General features: G+C 68.2%; 15 protein-coding genes. 7 read left to right on the plus strand and 8 right to left on the minus strand.

Annotated elements, in window-relative coordinates; all coding sequences use genetic code 11:
• Positions 1 to 46 precede the first annotated feature (46 nt).
• Genes P3W75_RS14545 through P3W75_RS14575 form a run of 7 tightly spaced genes read right to left on the minus strand, consistent with a single transcriptional unit; the run spans position 47 to position 6,967 of the window.
• Entirely contained in the window at positions 47 to 472 is a 426-nt protein-coding gene (locus tag P3W75_RS14545) for a flagellar FliJ family protein (RefSeq protein ID WP_276228065.1), read from the minus strand.
• Positions 469 to 1,803: a flagellar protein export ATPase FliI gene (gene fliI, locus P3W75_RS14550; RefSeq protein ID WP_276228066.1), complete on the minus strand. Its 1,335-nt coding sequence runs from the start codon at positions 1,801 to 1,803 to the stop codon at positions 469 to 471. Before fliI ends, P3W75_RS14545 begins: the two co-directional genes overlap by 4 nt.
• A 2-nt stretch (positions 1,804 to 1,805) precedes the next feature.
• Positions 1,806 to 2,501, minus strand: a complete 696-nt coding sequence (gene fliH, locus P3W75_RS14555; protein WP_276228067.1) for a flagellar assembly protein FliH — start codon at positions 2,499 to 2,501, stop codon at positions 1,806 to 1,808.
• 7 nt (positions 2,502 to 2,508) lie between these two features.
• Positions 2,509 to 3,552 (minus strand): FliG C-terminal domain-containing protein, encoded by a 1,044-nt coding sequence (locus tag P3W75_RS14560; RefSeq protein ID WP_276228068.1) that lies wholly within the window; start codon positions 3,550 to 3,552, stop codon positions 2,509 to 2,511.
• On the minus strand, positions 3,524 to 5,212 hold the full coding sequence (fliF, locus tag P3W75_RS14565; protein ID WP_276228069.1) for a flagellar basal-body MS-ring/collar protein FliF: 1,689 nt from the start codon (positions 5,210 to 5,212) through the stop codon (positions 3,524 to 3,526). Before fliF ends, P3W75_RS14560 begins: the two co-directional genes overlap by 29 nt.
• 20 nt (positions 5,213 to 5,232) lie before the next feature.
• Entirely contained in the window at positions 5,233 to 5,565 is a 333-nt protein-coding gene (locus P3W75_RS14570; protein WP_276228070.1) for a flagellar hook-basal body complex protein FliE, read from the minus strand.
• A gap of 13 nt (positions 5,566 to 5,578) precedes the next feature.
• Entirely contained in the window at positions 5,579 to 6,967 is a 1,389-nt protein-coding gene (locus P3W75_RS14575; RefSeq protein WP_276228071.1) for a sigma-54 dependent transcriptional regulator, read from the minus strand.
• Positions 6,968 to 7,490: 523 nt separating this feature from the next.
• On the opposite strand from P3W75_RS14575, the gene P3W75_RS14580 reads away from it, so the two are divergent.
• Genes P3W75_RS14580 through P3W75_RS14610 form a run of 7 tightly spaced genes read left to right on the plus strand, consistent with a single transcriptional unit; the run spans position 7,491 to position 13,761 of the window.
• Positions 7,491 to 8,330: a FliM/FliN family flagellar motor switch protein gene (locus tag P3W75_RS14580; protein WP_276228072.1), complete on the plus strand. Its 840-nt coding sequence runs from the start codon at positions 7,491 to 7,493 to the stop codon at positions 8,328 to 8,330.
• Positions 8,327 to 8,686, plus strand: a complete 360-nt coding sequence (locus tag P3W75_RS14585; RefSeq protein ID WP_276228073.1) for a flagellar motor switch protein FliN — start codon at positions 8,327 to 8,329, stop codon at positions 8,684 to 8,686. Before P3W75_RS14580 ends, P3W75_RS14585 begins: the two co-directional genes overlap by 4 nt.
• A complete protein-coding gene (gene fliP / locus P3W75_RS14590) occupies positions 8,683 to 9,438 on the plus strand; it encodes a flagellar type III secretion system pore protein FliP (RefSeq protein WP_276228074.1) in 756 nt (251 codons plus the stop codon). Before P3W75_RS14585 ends, fliP begins: the two co-directional genes overlap by 4 nt.
• 7 nt (positions 9,439 to 9,445) lie before the next feature.
• On the plus strand, positions 9,446 to 9,718 hold the full coding sequence (locus P3W75_RS14595; protein ID WP_276228075.1) for a flagellar biosynthetic protein FliQ: 273 nt from the start codon (positions 9,446 to 9,448) through the stop codon (positions 9,716 to 9,718).
• A 14-nt stretch (positions 9,719 to 9,732) separates the two neighbouring features.
• Positions 9,733 to 10,533: a flagellar biosynthetic protein FliR gene (gene fliR, locus P3W75_RS14600; protein WP_276228076.1), complete on the plus strand. Its 801-nt coding sequence runs from the start codon at positions 9,733 to 9,735 to the stop codon at positions 10,531 to 10,533.
• Positions 10,526 to 11,668: a flagellar type III secretion system protein FlhB gene (gene flhB / locus P3W75_RS14605; protein ID WP_276228077.1), complete on the plus strand. Its 1,143-nt coding sequence runs from the start codon at positions 10,526 to 10,528 to the stop codon at positions 11,666 to 11,668. The genes fliR and flhB overlap by 8 nt, the downstream gene beginning before the upstream one ends.
• Positions 11,665 to 13,761 carry a flagellar biosynthesis protein FlhA gene (locus tag P3W75_RS14610; RefSeq protein ID WP_276228078.1) on the plus strand — a complete coding sequence of 699 codons (2,097 nt, stop codon included), beginning with the start codon at positions 11,665 to 11,667 and terminating at the stop codon, positions 13,759 to 13,761. Before flhB ends, P3W75_RS14610 begins: the two co-directional genes overlap by 4 nt.
• A gap of 26 nt (positions 13,762 to 13,787) precedes the next feature.
• On the opposite strand, the gene P3W75_RS14615 is transcribed toward P3W75_RS14610, so the two are convergent.
• Positions 13,788 to 14,135 carry a PilZ domain-containing protein gene (locus P3W75_RS14615; protein WP_276228079.1) on the minus strand — a complete coding sequence of 116 codons (348 nt, stop codon included), beginning with the start codon at positions 14,133 to 14,135 and terminating at the stop codon, positions 13,788 to 13,790.
• Positions 14,136 to 14,193: the final 58 nt, after the last annotated feature.

The raw sequence follows: 14,193 nt of genomic DNA on the forward strand, positions 1-14,193 counted from the left end.
TATCCAGCCACAGGCGACCGTGGCGACGCAGAACTTAAATCCTGCCTCATGTGCCCTGCCCGCGCCACCAGCTCTGCGCCGCCAGGCCGTCCTGGATCTTCTGCTCCTGGCGCGCCAGCTGCGACTGCCATTGCTCCAGGCGCGATTCGATGACCTGCTCCAGCACCTTCTCGCCGCGCATCGCCTGCATCAGCTCGCCCTGGATGCGCTCCAGGGCCTGCTCGGCGACTTCCAGCTCGCGCTTCTGCAACGCCAGCATGCGGAACAGCGTGGCCTTGTACTGCTGCTGGTTGCCGCGCTGCAGCTCGGTGCTGGTCGGCACCACGAAGCCGCACAGGCGGGTCAGGCCGGTGATGTTGTTGCGGTAGCGCTGGCACAGGCCGCGCTGGTAGTTGACCCGGCCGAGCATCTCGCGCACGCGGTTCTGCCGCACGCTGGCCAGGCGCCGCAGGGTATCGAGCTGTTCCTTCATTGGCGCAGGACCTGTTGCAGGTGTTCCAGGCTGGCGCCGAGTTCGGCGCCCTCGCCCACTTCCTGGCGCAGGAAACGTTCCAGCGCCGGGGCCAGTTGCACCGCGCGGTCGGTGCGGGCGTCAAGGCCGGCGGTGTAGCCGCCCAGGGGAATCAGTTCGCGGATTTTCTCGTAGCTGCCGTGCAGTTCCTTGAACTGCCGCGCCGCGCGCAGCGGTCCCGGCTGGCCGACCTGGGCCATGCAGCGGCTGACCGAGGCACCGATGTCGATCGCCGGGTAGTGGCCGACGTCGGCCAGGCGCCGCGACAGCACGATGTGGCCGTCGAGGATGGCGCGGGCGCTGTCGGCGATCGGGTCCTGCTGGTCGTCGCCCTCGGCGAGCACGGTGTACAGCGCGCTCAGGCTGCCGCTGCCGGCCACGCCGTTGCCGGCGCTTTCCACCAGCTCCGGAAGCATGCCGAACACCGACGGCGGGTAGCCCTTGGTCGCCGGCGGCTCGCCCAGGGCCAGGGCGATCTCGCGCTGGGCCATGGCGTAGCGGGTCAGCGAGTCCACCAGCAGCAGCACGTCGCGGCCCTGGTCGCGGAAATAGGCGGCGATGCTGTGGCACAGCTCGGTGGCCTTCAGGCGCATCAGCGGCGATTCGTTGGCCGGCGCCACCACCACCACGGCCTTGCGCCGGCCTTCTTCGCCGAGGGAGTGCTGGATGAATTCCTGCACCTCGCGGCCGCGCTCGCCGATCAGCCCGACCACCACCACTTCGGCCTTGGTCTGCCGGGTGATCATGCCCAGCAGCACGCTCTTGCCCACCCCGCTGCCGGCGAACAGGCCGACGCGCTGGCCCTTGCCGAGGGTCAGCAGGGCGTTGATGGCGCGCACGCCGACGTCCAGCGCCTCGGTCACCGGGCGCCGCTTGAGCGGGTTGACGCTGGGCAGCTGGGTGGCCAGGGTGTCGCGCCCGCCGAGGCGGCCGAGCTCGTCCAGCGGTTCGCCGAGGCCGTTGACCACCCGCCCCAGCCAGGATTCGTCGATGCGCAGGGCGGCCTGGTCTTCGGCCGGGAACACCCGCGAGCCGGCGGCCAGGCCGATGGGTTTCTTGAACGGCATCAGGTAGGTGGTGTCGCGGTTGAAGCCGACCACCTGGGCGTCCAGCAGGCTGCCGTCGGCCTGTTCGACCAGGCAGCGCTGGCCGGTGGCGCGGCGGCAGCCGAGGCTTTCCAGGAGCAGCCCGGAGACCCGCACCAGACGCCCGCTGACCTTGGCCAGCTGGACCGAGTCCAGCGAGCGCAGGGCCTGGTCGAGGTCGAGGCTGAAGCTTTCGCCCAGGGCCATCGTCAGTCGTCGCCGAGCAGGTGTTCGTCGAGCACCTGCATGCAGCTGTCCAGGCGCTGCTGGCAGCCGATGTCGGTTTCTTCCTCGGCGGTGAGCAGGCGGCATTCACCCAGCGCCAGGCGCTCGTCGGGCACCAGGCGCCAGGCCGCCGCACGTTCCGGGGCCAGCTCGCGGATGCGCGTGCACTCCTCGGGGTTGAGCAGCAGCTGCACGCTGTCGGGCTGTTCCGGCATCGCCGCCAGGGCTTCGTCGGCCAGGCTGAGCAGCTGCGTGGGGTGCAGGGTCAGCTCGACGCGGATCACCTGCCGGGCCACCTTCTGCACCAGCTCCAGCAGTTGCTCGCGGCGCTGCGCCTCGAAGCTTTCGGCGAAGCGGCGGAATTCGTCGCACAGGCGGTCCAGCGGCTGCGCCGCCGTCTCGAACAGTTGGCGACCTTCCGCCCGGCCTTCCTCGCGACCCTGGCGCAGGCCTTCCTGGCGGCCCTGGCGCAAGCCTTCCTCGCGCCCGGCCTCGCGGCCCTGCTCCAGGCCTTCGTGGTAGCCCTTGTCGCTGCCCTGCTGGTAGCCCTCGGCCACGGCCTTCTGCAGCTCGGCGGGGTCGCCGCCGTGCCATTGTTCCTGCAACGCCCCGCTGCAGCGCGGCGGGAAGCGGTACGGCCGCCAGTCGCGGGCGCCGCCGCGGATCACCTTGACCGTCATGCGCGCCTCACTCCACCGTCTGTTCGCGGAACAGTTGCAGCTGGATCTCGCCTTCGGCGGCCAGCTCGCGAACCATGCCCATGATGTCGCGCCGCACCTGCTCGACGCGGCTCAGCGGCACCGGCCCCTGGCGCCGCTTGATCGACTCCATCTGCTGCGCCTGGCGCTTGGGCATGGCGCCCTGGATGGCCTTGACCAGCGCCGGCTCCGCGCCCTTGAGCGCCACCACCCACTCCTCCAGGGGAATGGCTTCGAGCAGCGCCTGCAGGGTGTCCTGGGTCTGCCGGGAGAGGATGAAGAAGTCGTACATCTCCTCTTCGATGCGCTCCACCAGGTTCTCGTCGTGGCCGCGCAGCAGCTCGAACATCTGGTTCCGGTCGCCCTTGAAGCGGTTCATGATGTCCGCCGCCTGCTTGATCCCGCGCACCTGCGAGCCCTGCGCGGAAAGCACCGAGAGGCTGCGGTCGATCAGCTGCTCCAGCTCGGCGATGACTTCGCTGCTGACCTCGCTGAGGTTGGCGATGCGGTACAGCAGCTCGTCCTGGCGCTCCGGCGCCAGGCATTCGAGCACGTCGCTGGCCATCGACGGCGGCAGGAAGGCGAGGAACACCGCCTGCATCTGCGCGTGCTCGTTGGCGATGAGCGCGGCGAACTGCTTGGGATCGAGCCACTCCAGGCGGGCCATCTTGGCGCGGATTTCCTCGCCGTAGATGCTGTCCAGCAGGCTGCGGGTGATGTCGCTGCCCAGGGCCTTGCCGAGCATGCCGGCGAGGTAGCCGCGCGAGGCGCCCTTGATGCTGCTCTGTTCCTTGTAGTCGTCGAAGAAGCGCCCGATCACGTCGGACACCATCGGCAGCTTGACGTTGTTCAGGCGCGCCATGGCCTGGCTGATGCTGATGATCTCCTCGCGGGAGAAGTGCCGCAGCACCCCGGCCGAGGTCTCGTCACCCATGCTCAGCATGAGGATCGCCGCCTGTTCCATGGAGCTCATCGCGCGCCGGCGCGCCGGCATGCGTGGCTCGTCAGCCGACTGGGTTGAGGTCTCGCTCATTGCGCCCTATCCATTGCTTGATGACTTCGGAAACCCGCTCGGGATCGTTCTTGGCCAGCATCTGCAGGTGTTCGATCTGGTGTTCCAGGCCCGACCCCGGCGCCGGCAGGCGGATTTCCGAGAGCGGGTTGAGTTCGCTGAACAGGCCCAGGGCGCGCGGCTGGTCGCCGACCCGGGCGAGCAGGCGTTCGCCGAGCTCGCCAGCGAGCAGCGGGTTGCCCGCGCCGGCCTCGCCTTCCACGGCTTCCGGCTTGCGCGCGGCCAGGCTGCGCACCGCCGGTCGCACCACCAGCAGCAACAGCAGCAGGCTGATCAGGGTGAAGGCGCCGAGGCGCACCCAGCCCTGCAGCTGTTCGTCGTCCCACCAGCGCACCGGCTCGTCCAGCGCGGCGGCGGCGACGAAGGGCAGCACCGACAGCGACAGGCTGTCGCCGCGCGTGGCGTTGAAGCCGACGGCATTCTTCACCGCCGCTTCCAGTTGCTTGCGGGTTTCCTCGCTCCAGCCGCCCTGGGGCGCGGCGGCGGCGTTGATCATCACCGCCACGCTCTGCTGGCGCAGGTTGAAGGGCGCGTGCTTGACGTGGGTGATGTTCTGGTCGTAATCGAGCTGGCGGTTGGACTCCGAACGCTTGGAGGTCGCGGCCTTGTCCTGGGCGCTTGGCGCAGCGTTCGGCGCGGCGCCGGCGGCCTGCGGGTTGGCGCCCTGCTGCTCCGGCGGCTTGACCGGCGCGCGGTTGCTCAGCGAGCCGGGCACGCCGAGGGCCAGCTCGTCGAGGGTGCTGTCGTCGCGCAGGGTCTCGCGGCGCAGGCGCGGCGTGTCGCCGTAGGACTGCAGCGTCTCTTCCTTCTGGCTGAAGTCGATGTCGGCGGCCACGCTGACGCGGTAGTTGCCGGGGCCGACGATGGGCGCCAGTACCTGCTCGACGTTGGCCACCGCCTTCTGCTGGAACTCGTCCACCAGCTGGCCGTTCTGCTGCGCCCCGCCCCAGGCGGCGAGCCCGCGGGAGAGCAGCAGGCCGTGCTGGTCGACCACGCTGACGTTCTCCGGCTGCAGCTGCGGCACGCTGTTGGCCACCAGGTTGACCACCGCCGCCACCTGCTCCGGCTTGAGCCGGTAGCCGGGCGCCAGCTGCAGCATTACCGAGGCCTTGCCCGGCTCGCGCTGGCTGATCACGAAGGAGCTCTGCTGGTCCAGCGCCAGGTGCACGCGGGCCTGCTGCACGCCTTCCATGGCCATCACGGTGCGCGCCAGCTCGCCTTCCAGGCTGCGCTTGAGGCGCACGTCCTGGACGAACTGGCTGGTGCCCAGCGGCTCGTCCTTGTCGAACAGCTCGTAGCCGGCCGGCACCGCGACCTTCACGCCCTTGGCCGCCAGCAGCATGCGCGCGCGCGCCAGCTGGTCGTCGCGCACCAGCACCTGGCCGCTCTGCGGGTGCAGGCGGTAGGCGATGTTGTCGGCGTCCAGCACCTGCATCACCTCGGCGGCCGGGAAGGCTTCACCGGCGCCGTACAGCGGGTGGAAGGCGCCCTGGTCACGCCACAGGTACCAGGTGCTGCCCACGGCCAGCAGCGCCGCGCCGCCGGCCAGGCCCAGCAGGGTCAGGCGCGGGTCGAAGCGGAGCTTGTCCAGGGGCAGGCGGTTCTTGATCTTCTGCAGCACGGTTCAGCCCTTGTGCGCCGTCACAGCGGCATGTTCATGACTTGGTCGAAGGCGGTGGTCAGCTTGTTGCGCACCTGCATCAGGGCGCTGAAGGAGACGCTGGCCTTCTGGCTTTCGATCATGGCGCCGGCGAGGTCGTCGCTGCGCCCGCTGTCCACCGCCGCCGCGGCTTCGCTGGCCTGGTGCTGCTGGGCGTCGACGGCGCGCAGGGCGTCCTCGAAGGCGTTGCCGAAGCCGGGCTCGGCGGCCGCGCCCTCGACCTGCATGGCCGGGCGGATCGGCGCCGCCGACAGCGCGCTCAACTGCTGCATCTGCCCGAGCATGTCGCTCCGGGCCTGCTCAATCGGGTTCATCGGGACTCTCGCATCAGAAGGACAGGTTCACGCCCTGCTCGCGCATGGCGTTGAGCCGGTAGCGCAGGGCGCGCGGGGTCATGCCGAGGCTCTCGGCGGCCTTGGTCTTGTGCCCGCCGAAACGGCGGATGGTGTCGATCACGTGCTGGTACTCGGCCCACTTGCCGCTGGCGCGCAGCGCGGCCTTGCCGCCCTCGCCCGGGCTCGGCGCAAGCACCGCCAGCGGCGCCGGCTGGCTGGCCGGGGCGGCCAGGCCGAGGTCGGCCGGCTGGATGAACAGCCCGGCGCGCAGCACCAGGGCGCGCTGGATGACATTCTCCAGCTCGCGCACGTTGCCCGGCCAGTCGTGGGCCAGCAGCGCCTGCCGGGCCGGCTCGGTGAGCAGCTCGGCGTGGCGTTCCTGCGGCGCGTACTGGCGGATGAAGCGCTGCACCAGCGGCAGGATGTCGTCCTTGCGCTCGCGCAGCGGGCTGATGTGCAGCGGCAGCACGTCGAGGCGGAACATCAGGTCGGAGCGGAAGCGCCCGGCGGCCACTTCGGCCTGCAGGTCGCGGTTGGTGGCGGCGATGATGCGCACGTTCAGGCGGATCTCGCGCTGCCCGCCCAGGCGCTCCACGCGCTGCTCCTGCAGCACGCGCAGCAGCTTGGCCTGCAGGCCCAGGGGCAGTTCGCCGATCTCGTCCAGCAGCAGGGTGCCGCCGTTGGCCTGTTCGAACTTGCCCGGCTGGGCGGCGACCGCGCCGGTGAAGGCGCCGCGTTCGTGGCCGAAGAGGATGGATTCGAGCATCTGCTCGGGGATCGCCGCGCAGTTCACCGCGACGAAGGGCGCCTGCGGCTCGGCGGAGAAGCGATGGATGTAGCGCGCCATCAGCTCCTTGCCGGTGCCGGTCTCGCCACTGATCAGGATCGGCGCGCGGGTCTGCGCCACGCGCTGCGCCAGCGCCAGCAGGCGACGCCCGGCGCGCGACTGCGAGACGAAGCCCTCGCCGGCGGCCAGGGCCTGCTCCTGGCGGTGCAGCAGCGCCGCCAGCTGGCTTTCGCTGAAGGGCGCCAGCAGGTAGTCGACGCAGCCCATTTCCAGCAGTTGCGCGGCCATTTCCTGGTCGGCGTACTCCACCACCGGCACCAGGCTCAGTTGCGGCACGCGCTGCAGCAGTTCGGCGATCTGCGGGAAGCTGCGCGTCGGGTGGCGTTCGGCGAAGACGAACACCGGGCCGCCCTGCAGGTCGGCGCCGCCCAGTTCGGCCGCGTTCTTCACCCGCAGCACCCGCCGGCCCAAACGAGCCAGGCCGTCATTGAGCAGGTCCAGGCCGATTTCGCCGGCGCCGCCGACGATCACCACCTGTTGATTCGCCAGGGTCGCTTCAGCGCCGCAACTGGCCAATTGACTGAACTGTTTCAATGCAACTTTCCTGCTTCTCGGCCGCCCGTGGGCGACACTCGGTTATTCCATCGAACCTGGTGCGACGTAGAACTTTCGTCGATATGGGAAGGCAGCTCGGAAATGTTTCGCGGCTATCAATCGCGGCCATATAAGGAAGGCCGTGCGCGTTTTTCCTTTTTTTCTGGACGGGGCTTAAAAAGTTGCACTTTCGTGTCGCCCTGTTCAGATGCCAGGGAACTTTTCCTGCTGAACCCCGTCACAGCACGAACGTTAACCAGCTCACACGAAAAACGCCGAGTCAGTTCTCGTCAAATCCGCTCAGGCGCCCCCGAATGACGATCAAAAACGTCATTTGATTTCTATTGATTTAACCGCAAGCCCCCGCCGCCCTAGACTCCCGCCCCATCTGCAGGCCCTGCCGCGTGTTTTTCGCAACGCGCCGCCGGGCTCCCCAGGTTCGCCGTGCGCCGGATGTGCCGGATCGTCCTCCGCCGCTGTGCCGAACGCCTTCGCAGCCCATTCCCGGAAGTCGACCCAACCCATGACTGGCCATTCCAAAGTCCACCACGGCGTAGCGCCGGAAAGACTCATACGCCTGCAACCGCACAAGTTGGGCCGGCATTACCATCGGGTCCCGCAATACATTCGCGAAATCGCCAACAAGCATCCGCGCATCATCAGCGACTACTTCCTGCGCAACTATCGAATCAACCTGGAACTGCAAAAAGTCGACGTCCAGGAAACTTCGCCGCGCCCGGCCGAATGCATCTTCCGCTGCCCCACCGGCAAGGTCGGCTTCGCCATCGACCGGCCGCTGCTGACCGAGGCCCTGGAGTGCTATTACGGCGGCACCTCGCTGCCCAGCCACGACACCCCGCCGATCAGCACCTCGGAACAACGCATGCGCCGCCGCCTCGGCGTCGACGTCAGCCAGTTGTTCGCCCGCTCGCTGCTGCTGGGCGACACCTTCGGCGAGCTGACCCCGCACGACAACGACTACGAGCTGGTGCACTGGGAGTACGTCGCCCAGTTCCAGTTCCTCAGCCACATCACCGGCAGCCAGGCCTCGCTGTTCATCTACCTGGACGCGGAGCTCGCCGACGAACTCACCACCCGCCTGGCCGGCCCGCCGCCGGCGCGCCTCAACGGCAACCCGACGCAGCACCTGCTGCACCTGCCGGTGCGCCTGGACTGCGTCATCGCCGCCCTGCAGATGCCGCTGTCGCAGGCGCTGGAGCTGCGCCCCGGCGACATCCTGCCGATCCGCCTGCTGGAACGCAGCGAGGTGATGGTGAACCAGCAGAAACTCTTCCGCGGCACCCTCTTCGAAGAAGACGGCGGCCTCTTCCTGACCTCCCTCGAGAGCGTGAAAAGCCCATGAGCCAAGTGACCGACAGCGAACTGGACAGCCTCCTCAACGACGCCGGCCTGGCCCTGGACGAGGCGCCCGCGAGCAGCCCCGAGGCGCTGCCGGCGCCGCGCCAGGACCTGAGCTTCTTCGGCAAGATCCCGGTGAACCTGACCCTGGAGGTCGCCTCCACCGAGATTTCCCTGAAGGAGTTGATGGACGTCGACACCTCCAGCGTCATCGTCCTCGACAAACTGGCCGGCGAGCCGCTCGACCTCAAGGTCAACGGCGCCCTGTTCGCCAAGGCCGAGGTGGTGGTGATGAACGGCAACTACGGCCTGCGCGTGCTGGAACTGTGCGGCGCCGGGCTGGACGATTTGACCCGATGAACCGCGCGCGGCACTGGCTGGCCCTGGGCCTGGCGCTGGCCGGGATGCTTCCCGGCGTGGTCCTGGCCGCCGGCGGCGAGATTTCGCTGCTGAGCCTGAACGACACCGGCCACGGCCAGGAACTGAGCGTCAAGCTGCAGATCCTGGTGGTGATGACCCTGCTCGGGCTGCTGCCGGCCATGCTGCTGATGATGACCAGCTTCACCCGCTTCATCATCGTGCTGGCGATCCTGCGCCAGGCCATGGGCCTGCAGCAGAGCCCGCCGAACAACGTGCTGGTGGGCATCGCCCTGTGCATGACCCTGCTGGTGATGCGCCCGGTATGGAAGGAGGTCTACACCGAGGCCTTCGAACCCTTCCAGGCCGACGCCATCACCCTGGAGGAAGGCCTGGGCCGCGCCAAGGGCACCCTGAGCCGCTTCATGCTCGCGCAGACCGGCAAGACCTCGCTGGACACCATGCTCGCCCTGGCCGGCGAGAAGATGCCGGAGAACAAGGCCGAGCTGGATTTCTCCCTGCTGCTCCCGGCCTACGTGCTCAGCGAGCTGAAGACCGCGTTCCAGCTCGGCTTCATGATTTTCATCCCCTTCCTGGTGATCGACCTGGTGGTGGCCAGCGTGCTCATGGCCATGGGCATGATGATGCTCTCGCCGATGATGATCTCGCTGCCGTTCAAGCTCATGGTGTTCGTCCTGGTCGATGGCTGGGCGTTGCTGATGGGCACCCTCACCTCCAGCATCCAGCCGTTCTGAGGTCGCCATGCTCACCCCGGAATACGCCGTCGAGATCATTGCCAACGCCGTGCACATCACCGCCGTGGTGGTCTGCGTGCTGGTTCTGCCGAGCCTGCTCGGCGGCCTGCTGGTGAGCATTTTCCAGGCCGCCACGCAGATCAACGAGCAGATGCTCAGCTTCCTCCCGCGCCTGCTCATCACCTTGGGGATGCTGGTATTCGCCGGGCACTGGATCCTGCGCACCCTGAGCGACCTGTTCATCGAGAGCTTCAAGCAGGCCGGCCACCTGGTCGGCTAGGCGGGACGGGCCGGATGAACGCCAACGAATCCCTGCTGCAGGCCAGCCAGTACCTGCAGGAACTGCAGCGCTACTGGTGGCCGTTCTGCCGGATCATGGCGCTGCTGGCCCTGGCCCCGGTGCTCAACCACAAGTCGCTGCCCAACCACGCGCGCATCCTCCTGGCGCTGAGCCTGACCCTGGCCCTGGGCGCCGCCCTGCCCCGCCCGCCGCAGATCGACGCACTGTCGCCGGCCGGCATCCTCGCCAGCATCGAGCAGATTGCCGTGGGCGCGGTGCTCGGCCTGACCCTGCAGCTGGTGTTCGTGGTGTTCAGCCTGATCGGCGAGATCGTCTCGACGCAGATGGGCATGAGCATGGCGCGCTACAACGACCCGGTGAACGGGGTGTCGTCGTCCTCGGTGGTCGGCCAGCTGTACTTCCTGCTGCTGGCCCTGCTGTTCCTCGCCAGCGACGGCCACCTGCTGGTGGTCAGCGTGCTGTACCAGAGCTTCAGCTACTGGCCGGTGGGCGGCGGCCTGGCCTACGCCGGCTTCGCCACGCTGATCTACGCCATGGCCTGGGTGCTCTCGGCGGCCACCCTGGTCAGCCTGCCGCTGGCCTTCTGCATGTTCCTCGTGCAGTTCTGCTTCGGCCTGCTCAACCGCATCTCGCCGGCGATGAACCTGTTCTCCCTGGGCTTCCCCATGGCCATCCTCACCGGCCTGGCGTGCATCCGCCTGACCCTGCCGGACCTGCCCGACACTTACCTGCAACTCACCCGCGAGCTGCTCGACAACCTCGGCCACCTGCTGCGGGGCGCCAGCCATGGCTGAACAGGGCGGTTCCCAGGAGAAAACGGAAGAGGCCAGCGCCCACAAGCTGCAGAAAAGCCGGCAGCAGGGCCAGGTGCCGCGCTCCCGCGACCTCGCCGGCACCGTCGCGCTGCTGTGCACCCTGCTGGTGCTCAAGGCCTGCGTCGGGCGCTTCTTCGACGGCCTGGCCGAGAGCTTCCGCTTCGCCTACCTGGACCTGAACCACAGCGAGGTCGGTCTGGAAGACCTGGCGCTGATCGTCGGCCAGCACATCTGGCTGATCGTCCAGCTGCTCCTGCCGCTGCTGATCACCCCGCTGCTGGTGGTGGTGTTCGGCATGGTCCCGGGCGGCTGGATCTTCGCCTCGGCGAACCTGGCGTTCAAGGCCAGCAAGCTCAACCCGATCGCGGGCCTGGCGAAGATGTTCTCGGCGCAGAACCTCACCGAGCTGCTCAAGTCGCTGCTGAAGATGGCGCTGCTGCTGACCGTGGCCTGGTACCTGTTGCTGGACTCGCTGCCGCGCCTGATCGCCCTCGAACGCAGCGACATCCGCAGCGCCATCGGCGGCTCGCTGGGCCTGCTGTTCGACACCCTGATCGGCCTGCTCACGGTGTTCATCTTCTTCTCCCTGCTGGACATCCCGCTGCAACGCTTCCTGTTCCTCAAGCGCATGCGCATGACCAAGCAGGAGCGCCGCGAAGAGCACAAGAACCAGGAAGGCCGCCCGGAAGTGAAGGCGCGCATCCGCCAGGTGCAGCGGCAGATGCTGCAACGCCAGATCAACCGCGTGCTGCCCAAGGCCGACGTGGTGCTGACCAACCCGACGCACTTCGCCGTGGCGCTGAAATACGACCCGAAGAAGGCCCAGGCCCCCTACGTGCTGGCGCGCGGCATGGACGAAATGGCCCTGTACATCCGCCAGATGGCCGCCAAGCACGACCTTGAAGTGCTGGAGCTGCCGCCGCTGACCCGCGCCATCTACTTCAGCACCCAGGTCAACCAGCAGATTCCCGCCGGCCTCTACACCGCCGTGGCCCACGTGCTGACCTACATCCTGCAATTGCGCGCGTTCCGCCAGGGGCGCCGGCAACGCAGGCCGGAACTCGCCAAACACCTCCCCATCCCCGACAGCCTGGCAAGCAGAGGCCAACCATGAATTTCCTCGAGCAGCTCCTGCCGACGTTGCGCAGCGGGCGGATCGGCATCCCGCTGGTCATCCTCTCCATCCTCGCGATGATCATCCTGCCGCTGCCGCCGCTGCTGCTGGACGTGCTCTTCACCTTCAACATCGGCATCGCCCTGCTGGTGCTGATGGTCAGCGTGTCCTCGCGCAGCCCGCTGGACTTCTCGCTGCTGCCGACCGTGGTGCTGGTCACCACCCTGCTGCGGCTGTCGCTGAACGTGGCCTCCTCGCGGGTGGTGCTGCTCGACGGCCACACCGGCTCGGGCGCCGCCGGCAAGGTGATCGAATCCTTCGGCCACGTGGTCATCGGCGGCAACTTCATCGTCGGCCTGATCGTCTTCGTGATCCTCACCATCATCAACTTCATGGTGATCACCAAGGGCGGCGAGCGCATCTCCGAGGTCACCGCGCGCTTCACCCTGGACGCCCTGCCCGGCAAGCAGATGGCCATCGACGCCGACCTCAACGCCGGCCTGATCGACCAGGCCGAAGCCAAGCGCCGGCGCGCCGAAGTGGCCAAGGAAGCCGACTTCTACGGGGCCATGGACGGCGCCAGCAAGTTCGTTCGCGGCGACGCCATCGCCGGTATCCTGATCCTGCTGATCAACCTGTTCGGCGGTGTCGCCATCGGCGTGTTCGTCTACGCCATGGCCGGCGGCGACGCCTTCCGCCAGTACGCCCTGCTGACCATCGGCGACGGCCTGGCCGCGCAGATTCCCGGCCTGCTGCTGTCCACCGCGGCGGCGATCATCATCACCCGGGTCAACGAGTCGGCCGAGATCACCGCGCTGGTGCGCAAGCAGATGCTCGCCTCGCCGTCGCTGCTGTACACCGTGGCCGGCATCGTCAGCGTGCTGGCGATAGTCCCGGGCATGCCGCACCTGGCGTTCTTCAGCTTCGCCGCGCTGATCGCCTTCGTCGCCTGGCGCGTGTCGCAAAGCGAGGCGCCGAGCGAAGCGCAGGACCTGGAGCAGGTCGAGGCGATCGGCAAGGCCATGGACCAGGAGCGCGCGCAGAACCTCGGCTGGGAAGACATCCCGCTGGTCGAGCGGCTGTCCATCTCGCTGGGCTACAAGCTGGTCGGCCTGGTCAACGACGCCGGCGGCGCGCCGCTGGTGCAGCGCGTGCGCGGGGTGCGCCAGACGCTGTCGGAGAGCCTGGGCTTCCTGCTCCCGGAAATCCACATCCGCGACAGCCTGCGTCTGAAGGCCTCGCAGTACAGCATCCACATCAGCGGCGAGCGCATCGACGGCGCCGAGTTGCACGCCGACCGCCTGATGGCGATTCCCTCGGCGGAACTCTACGGCGAGATCGACGGCATCCTCGGCCACGACCCGGCCTACCGCATGCCGGTGGTGTGGATTCGCCCGGAAGACAAGCCGCGCGCGCTCAACCTGGGCTACCAGGTGATCGACTGCGCCAGCGTGATCGCCACCCACCTGAACAAGGTGATCCGCGAGCACCTGCCGGAAGTCTTCAAGCACGACGACGTCGAACACCTGATGCAGCGCCTTGCGGCCCAGGCGCCGAAGCTCGCCGAGCACCTGCGCGCGCAGCTGAGCTTCAGCCTGCAGCACCGCGTGTACCGCCAGCTGCTGCAGGAACAGGTGCCGCTGCGCGACCTGGTGAGCATCGCCACCACCCTGGTGGAAGCCGCCGAAACCACCAAGGACCCGGTGCTGCTGGCCTCCGACGTGCGCTACGCGCTGCGCCGCAGCATCGTTTCGAGCATCGCCGGCGAGCGCGGCGAACTCTCCGTGTTCATCCTCGAAAACGGCCTGGAGAACACCCTGCTCAGCGCCCTGGCCATCGCCCAGCAGGCCGGCCCGGTGAGCCTGGACAACATCCCGGTGGAGCCCAACCTGCTCAACCAGCTGCAGAACACCATGCCGGTGGTGAAGGAAAAGCTGCGCAAGGAAGGCCACCCGCCGATCCTCACCGTGATGCCGCAGCTGCGCCCGCTGCTCGCCCGCTATGCACGGGTCTTCAGCCCGGGGCTGCACGTGCTGTCGCAGAACGAAATCCCCGAGCGGGTGGCGGTGAACGTGCTCGGTACTCTTGGTTAGAGCTGCGGCTGCGGCTGCGGCCGGGCTCAGCCGGGCGTCGGGCTGCGTCGCCCGGCGCGCAGCTCGGTCATCAGCTCGTTGTAGGAAACCGAAGGCTGGTCCAGCGCCAGGCCAGCCTCGTACTGCCCGGTCTGGGCATTCTCGCCGGACCACACGCAGCGCACCCGCACCTCGGCCTCGCGCATGCGGTCCTCGCGATCGCGCATGCGCAGGCGCAGCTCCAGCACGCTCTCCGCCTCCAGCAGCAGGTCGCAGCGAATCTTCAGGCCGCTCTCCGACAGGTCGGCGACATAGCCCAGCAGCTTGCCACTGGCGGCGTCCAGCACGCGGATGCGGAACATGGAACGGAATACGATACGGTTGTGCTGACGCATACCCGACCTCATCGTGCAGGGGATTTGAAACACAAGGCGACCGGGACGCGGAGAAAAT

Origin of the sequence: Pseudomonas citronellolis, assembly GCF_029335315.1 — a bacterium.
GTDB classification, from domain to species: domain Bacteria; phylum Pseudomonadota; class Gammaproteobacteria; order Pseudomonadales; family Pseudomonadaceae; genus Pseudomonas; species Pseudomonas citronellolis_A.

Excerpts from the sequence above, each read along its gene's own strand:
- P3W75_RS14545 (WP_276228065.1), bottom strand. The coding sequence starts at position 472 with ATGAAGGAACAGCTCGATACCCTGCGGCGCCTGGCCAGCGTGCGGCAG.
- fliI (WP_276228066.1), bottom strand. The coding sequence starts at position 1,803 with ATGGCCCTGGGCGAAAGCTTCAGCCTCGACCTCGACCAGGCCCTGCGC.
- fliH (WP_276228067.1), bottom strand. The coding sequence starts at position 2,501 with ATGACGGTCAAGGTGATCCGCGGCGGCGCCCGCGACTGGCGGCCGTAC.
- P3W75_RS14560 (WP_276228068.1), bottom strand. The coding sequence starts at position 3,552 with ATGAGCGAGACCTCAACCCAGTCGGCTGACGAGCCACGCATGCCGGCG.
- P3W75_RS14570 (WP_276228070.1), bottom strand. The coding sequence starts at position 5,565 with ATGAACCCGATTGAGCAGGCCCGGAGCGACATGCTCGGGCAGATGCAG.
- P3W75_RS14580 (WP_276228072.1), top strand. The coding sequence starts at position 7,491 with ATGACTGGCCATTCCAAAGTCCACCACGGCGTAGCGCCGGAAAGACTC.
- P3W75_RS14585 (WP_276228073.1), top strand. The coding sequence starts at position 8,327 with ATGAGCCAAGTGACCGACAGCGAACTGGACAGCCTCCTCAACGACGCC.
- fliP (WP_276228074.1), top strand. The coding sequence starts at position 8,683 with ATGAACCGCGCGCGGCACTGGCTGGCCCTGGGCCTGGCGCTGGCCGGG.
- P3W75_RS14595 (WP_276228075.1), top strand. The coding sequence starts at position 9,446 with ATGCTCACCCCGGAATACGCCGTCGAGATCATTGCCAACGCCGTGCAC.
- fliR (WP_276228076.1), top strand. The coding sequence starts at position 9,733 with ATGAACGCCAACGAATCCCTGCTGCAGGCCAGCCAGTACCTGCAGGAA.
- flhB (WP_276228077.1), top strand. The coding sequence starts at position 10,526 with ATGGCTGAACAGGGCGGTTCCCAGGAGAAAACGGAAGAGGCCAGCGCC.
- P3W75_RS14610 (WP_276228078.1), top strand. The coding sequence starts at position 11,665 with ATGAATTTCCTCGAGCAGCTCCTGCCGACGTTGCGCAGCGGGCGGATC.
- P3W75_RS14615 (WP_276228079.1), bottom strand. The coding sequence starts at position 14,135 with ATGCGTCAGCACAACCGTATCGTATTCCGTTCCATGTTCCGCATCCGC.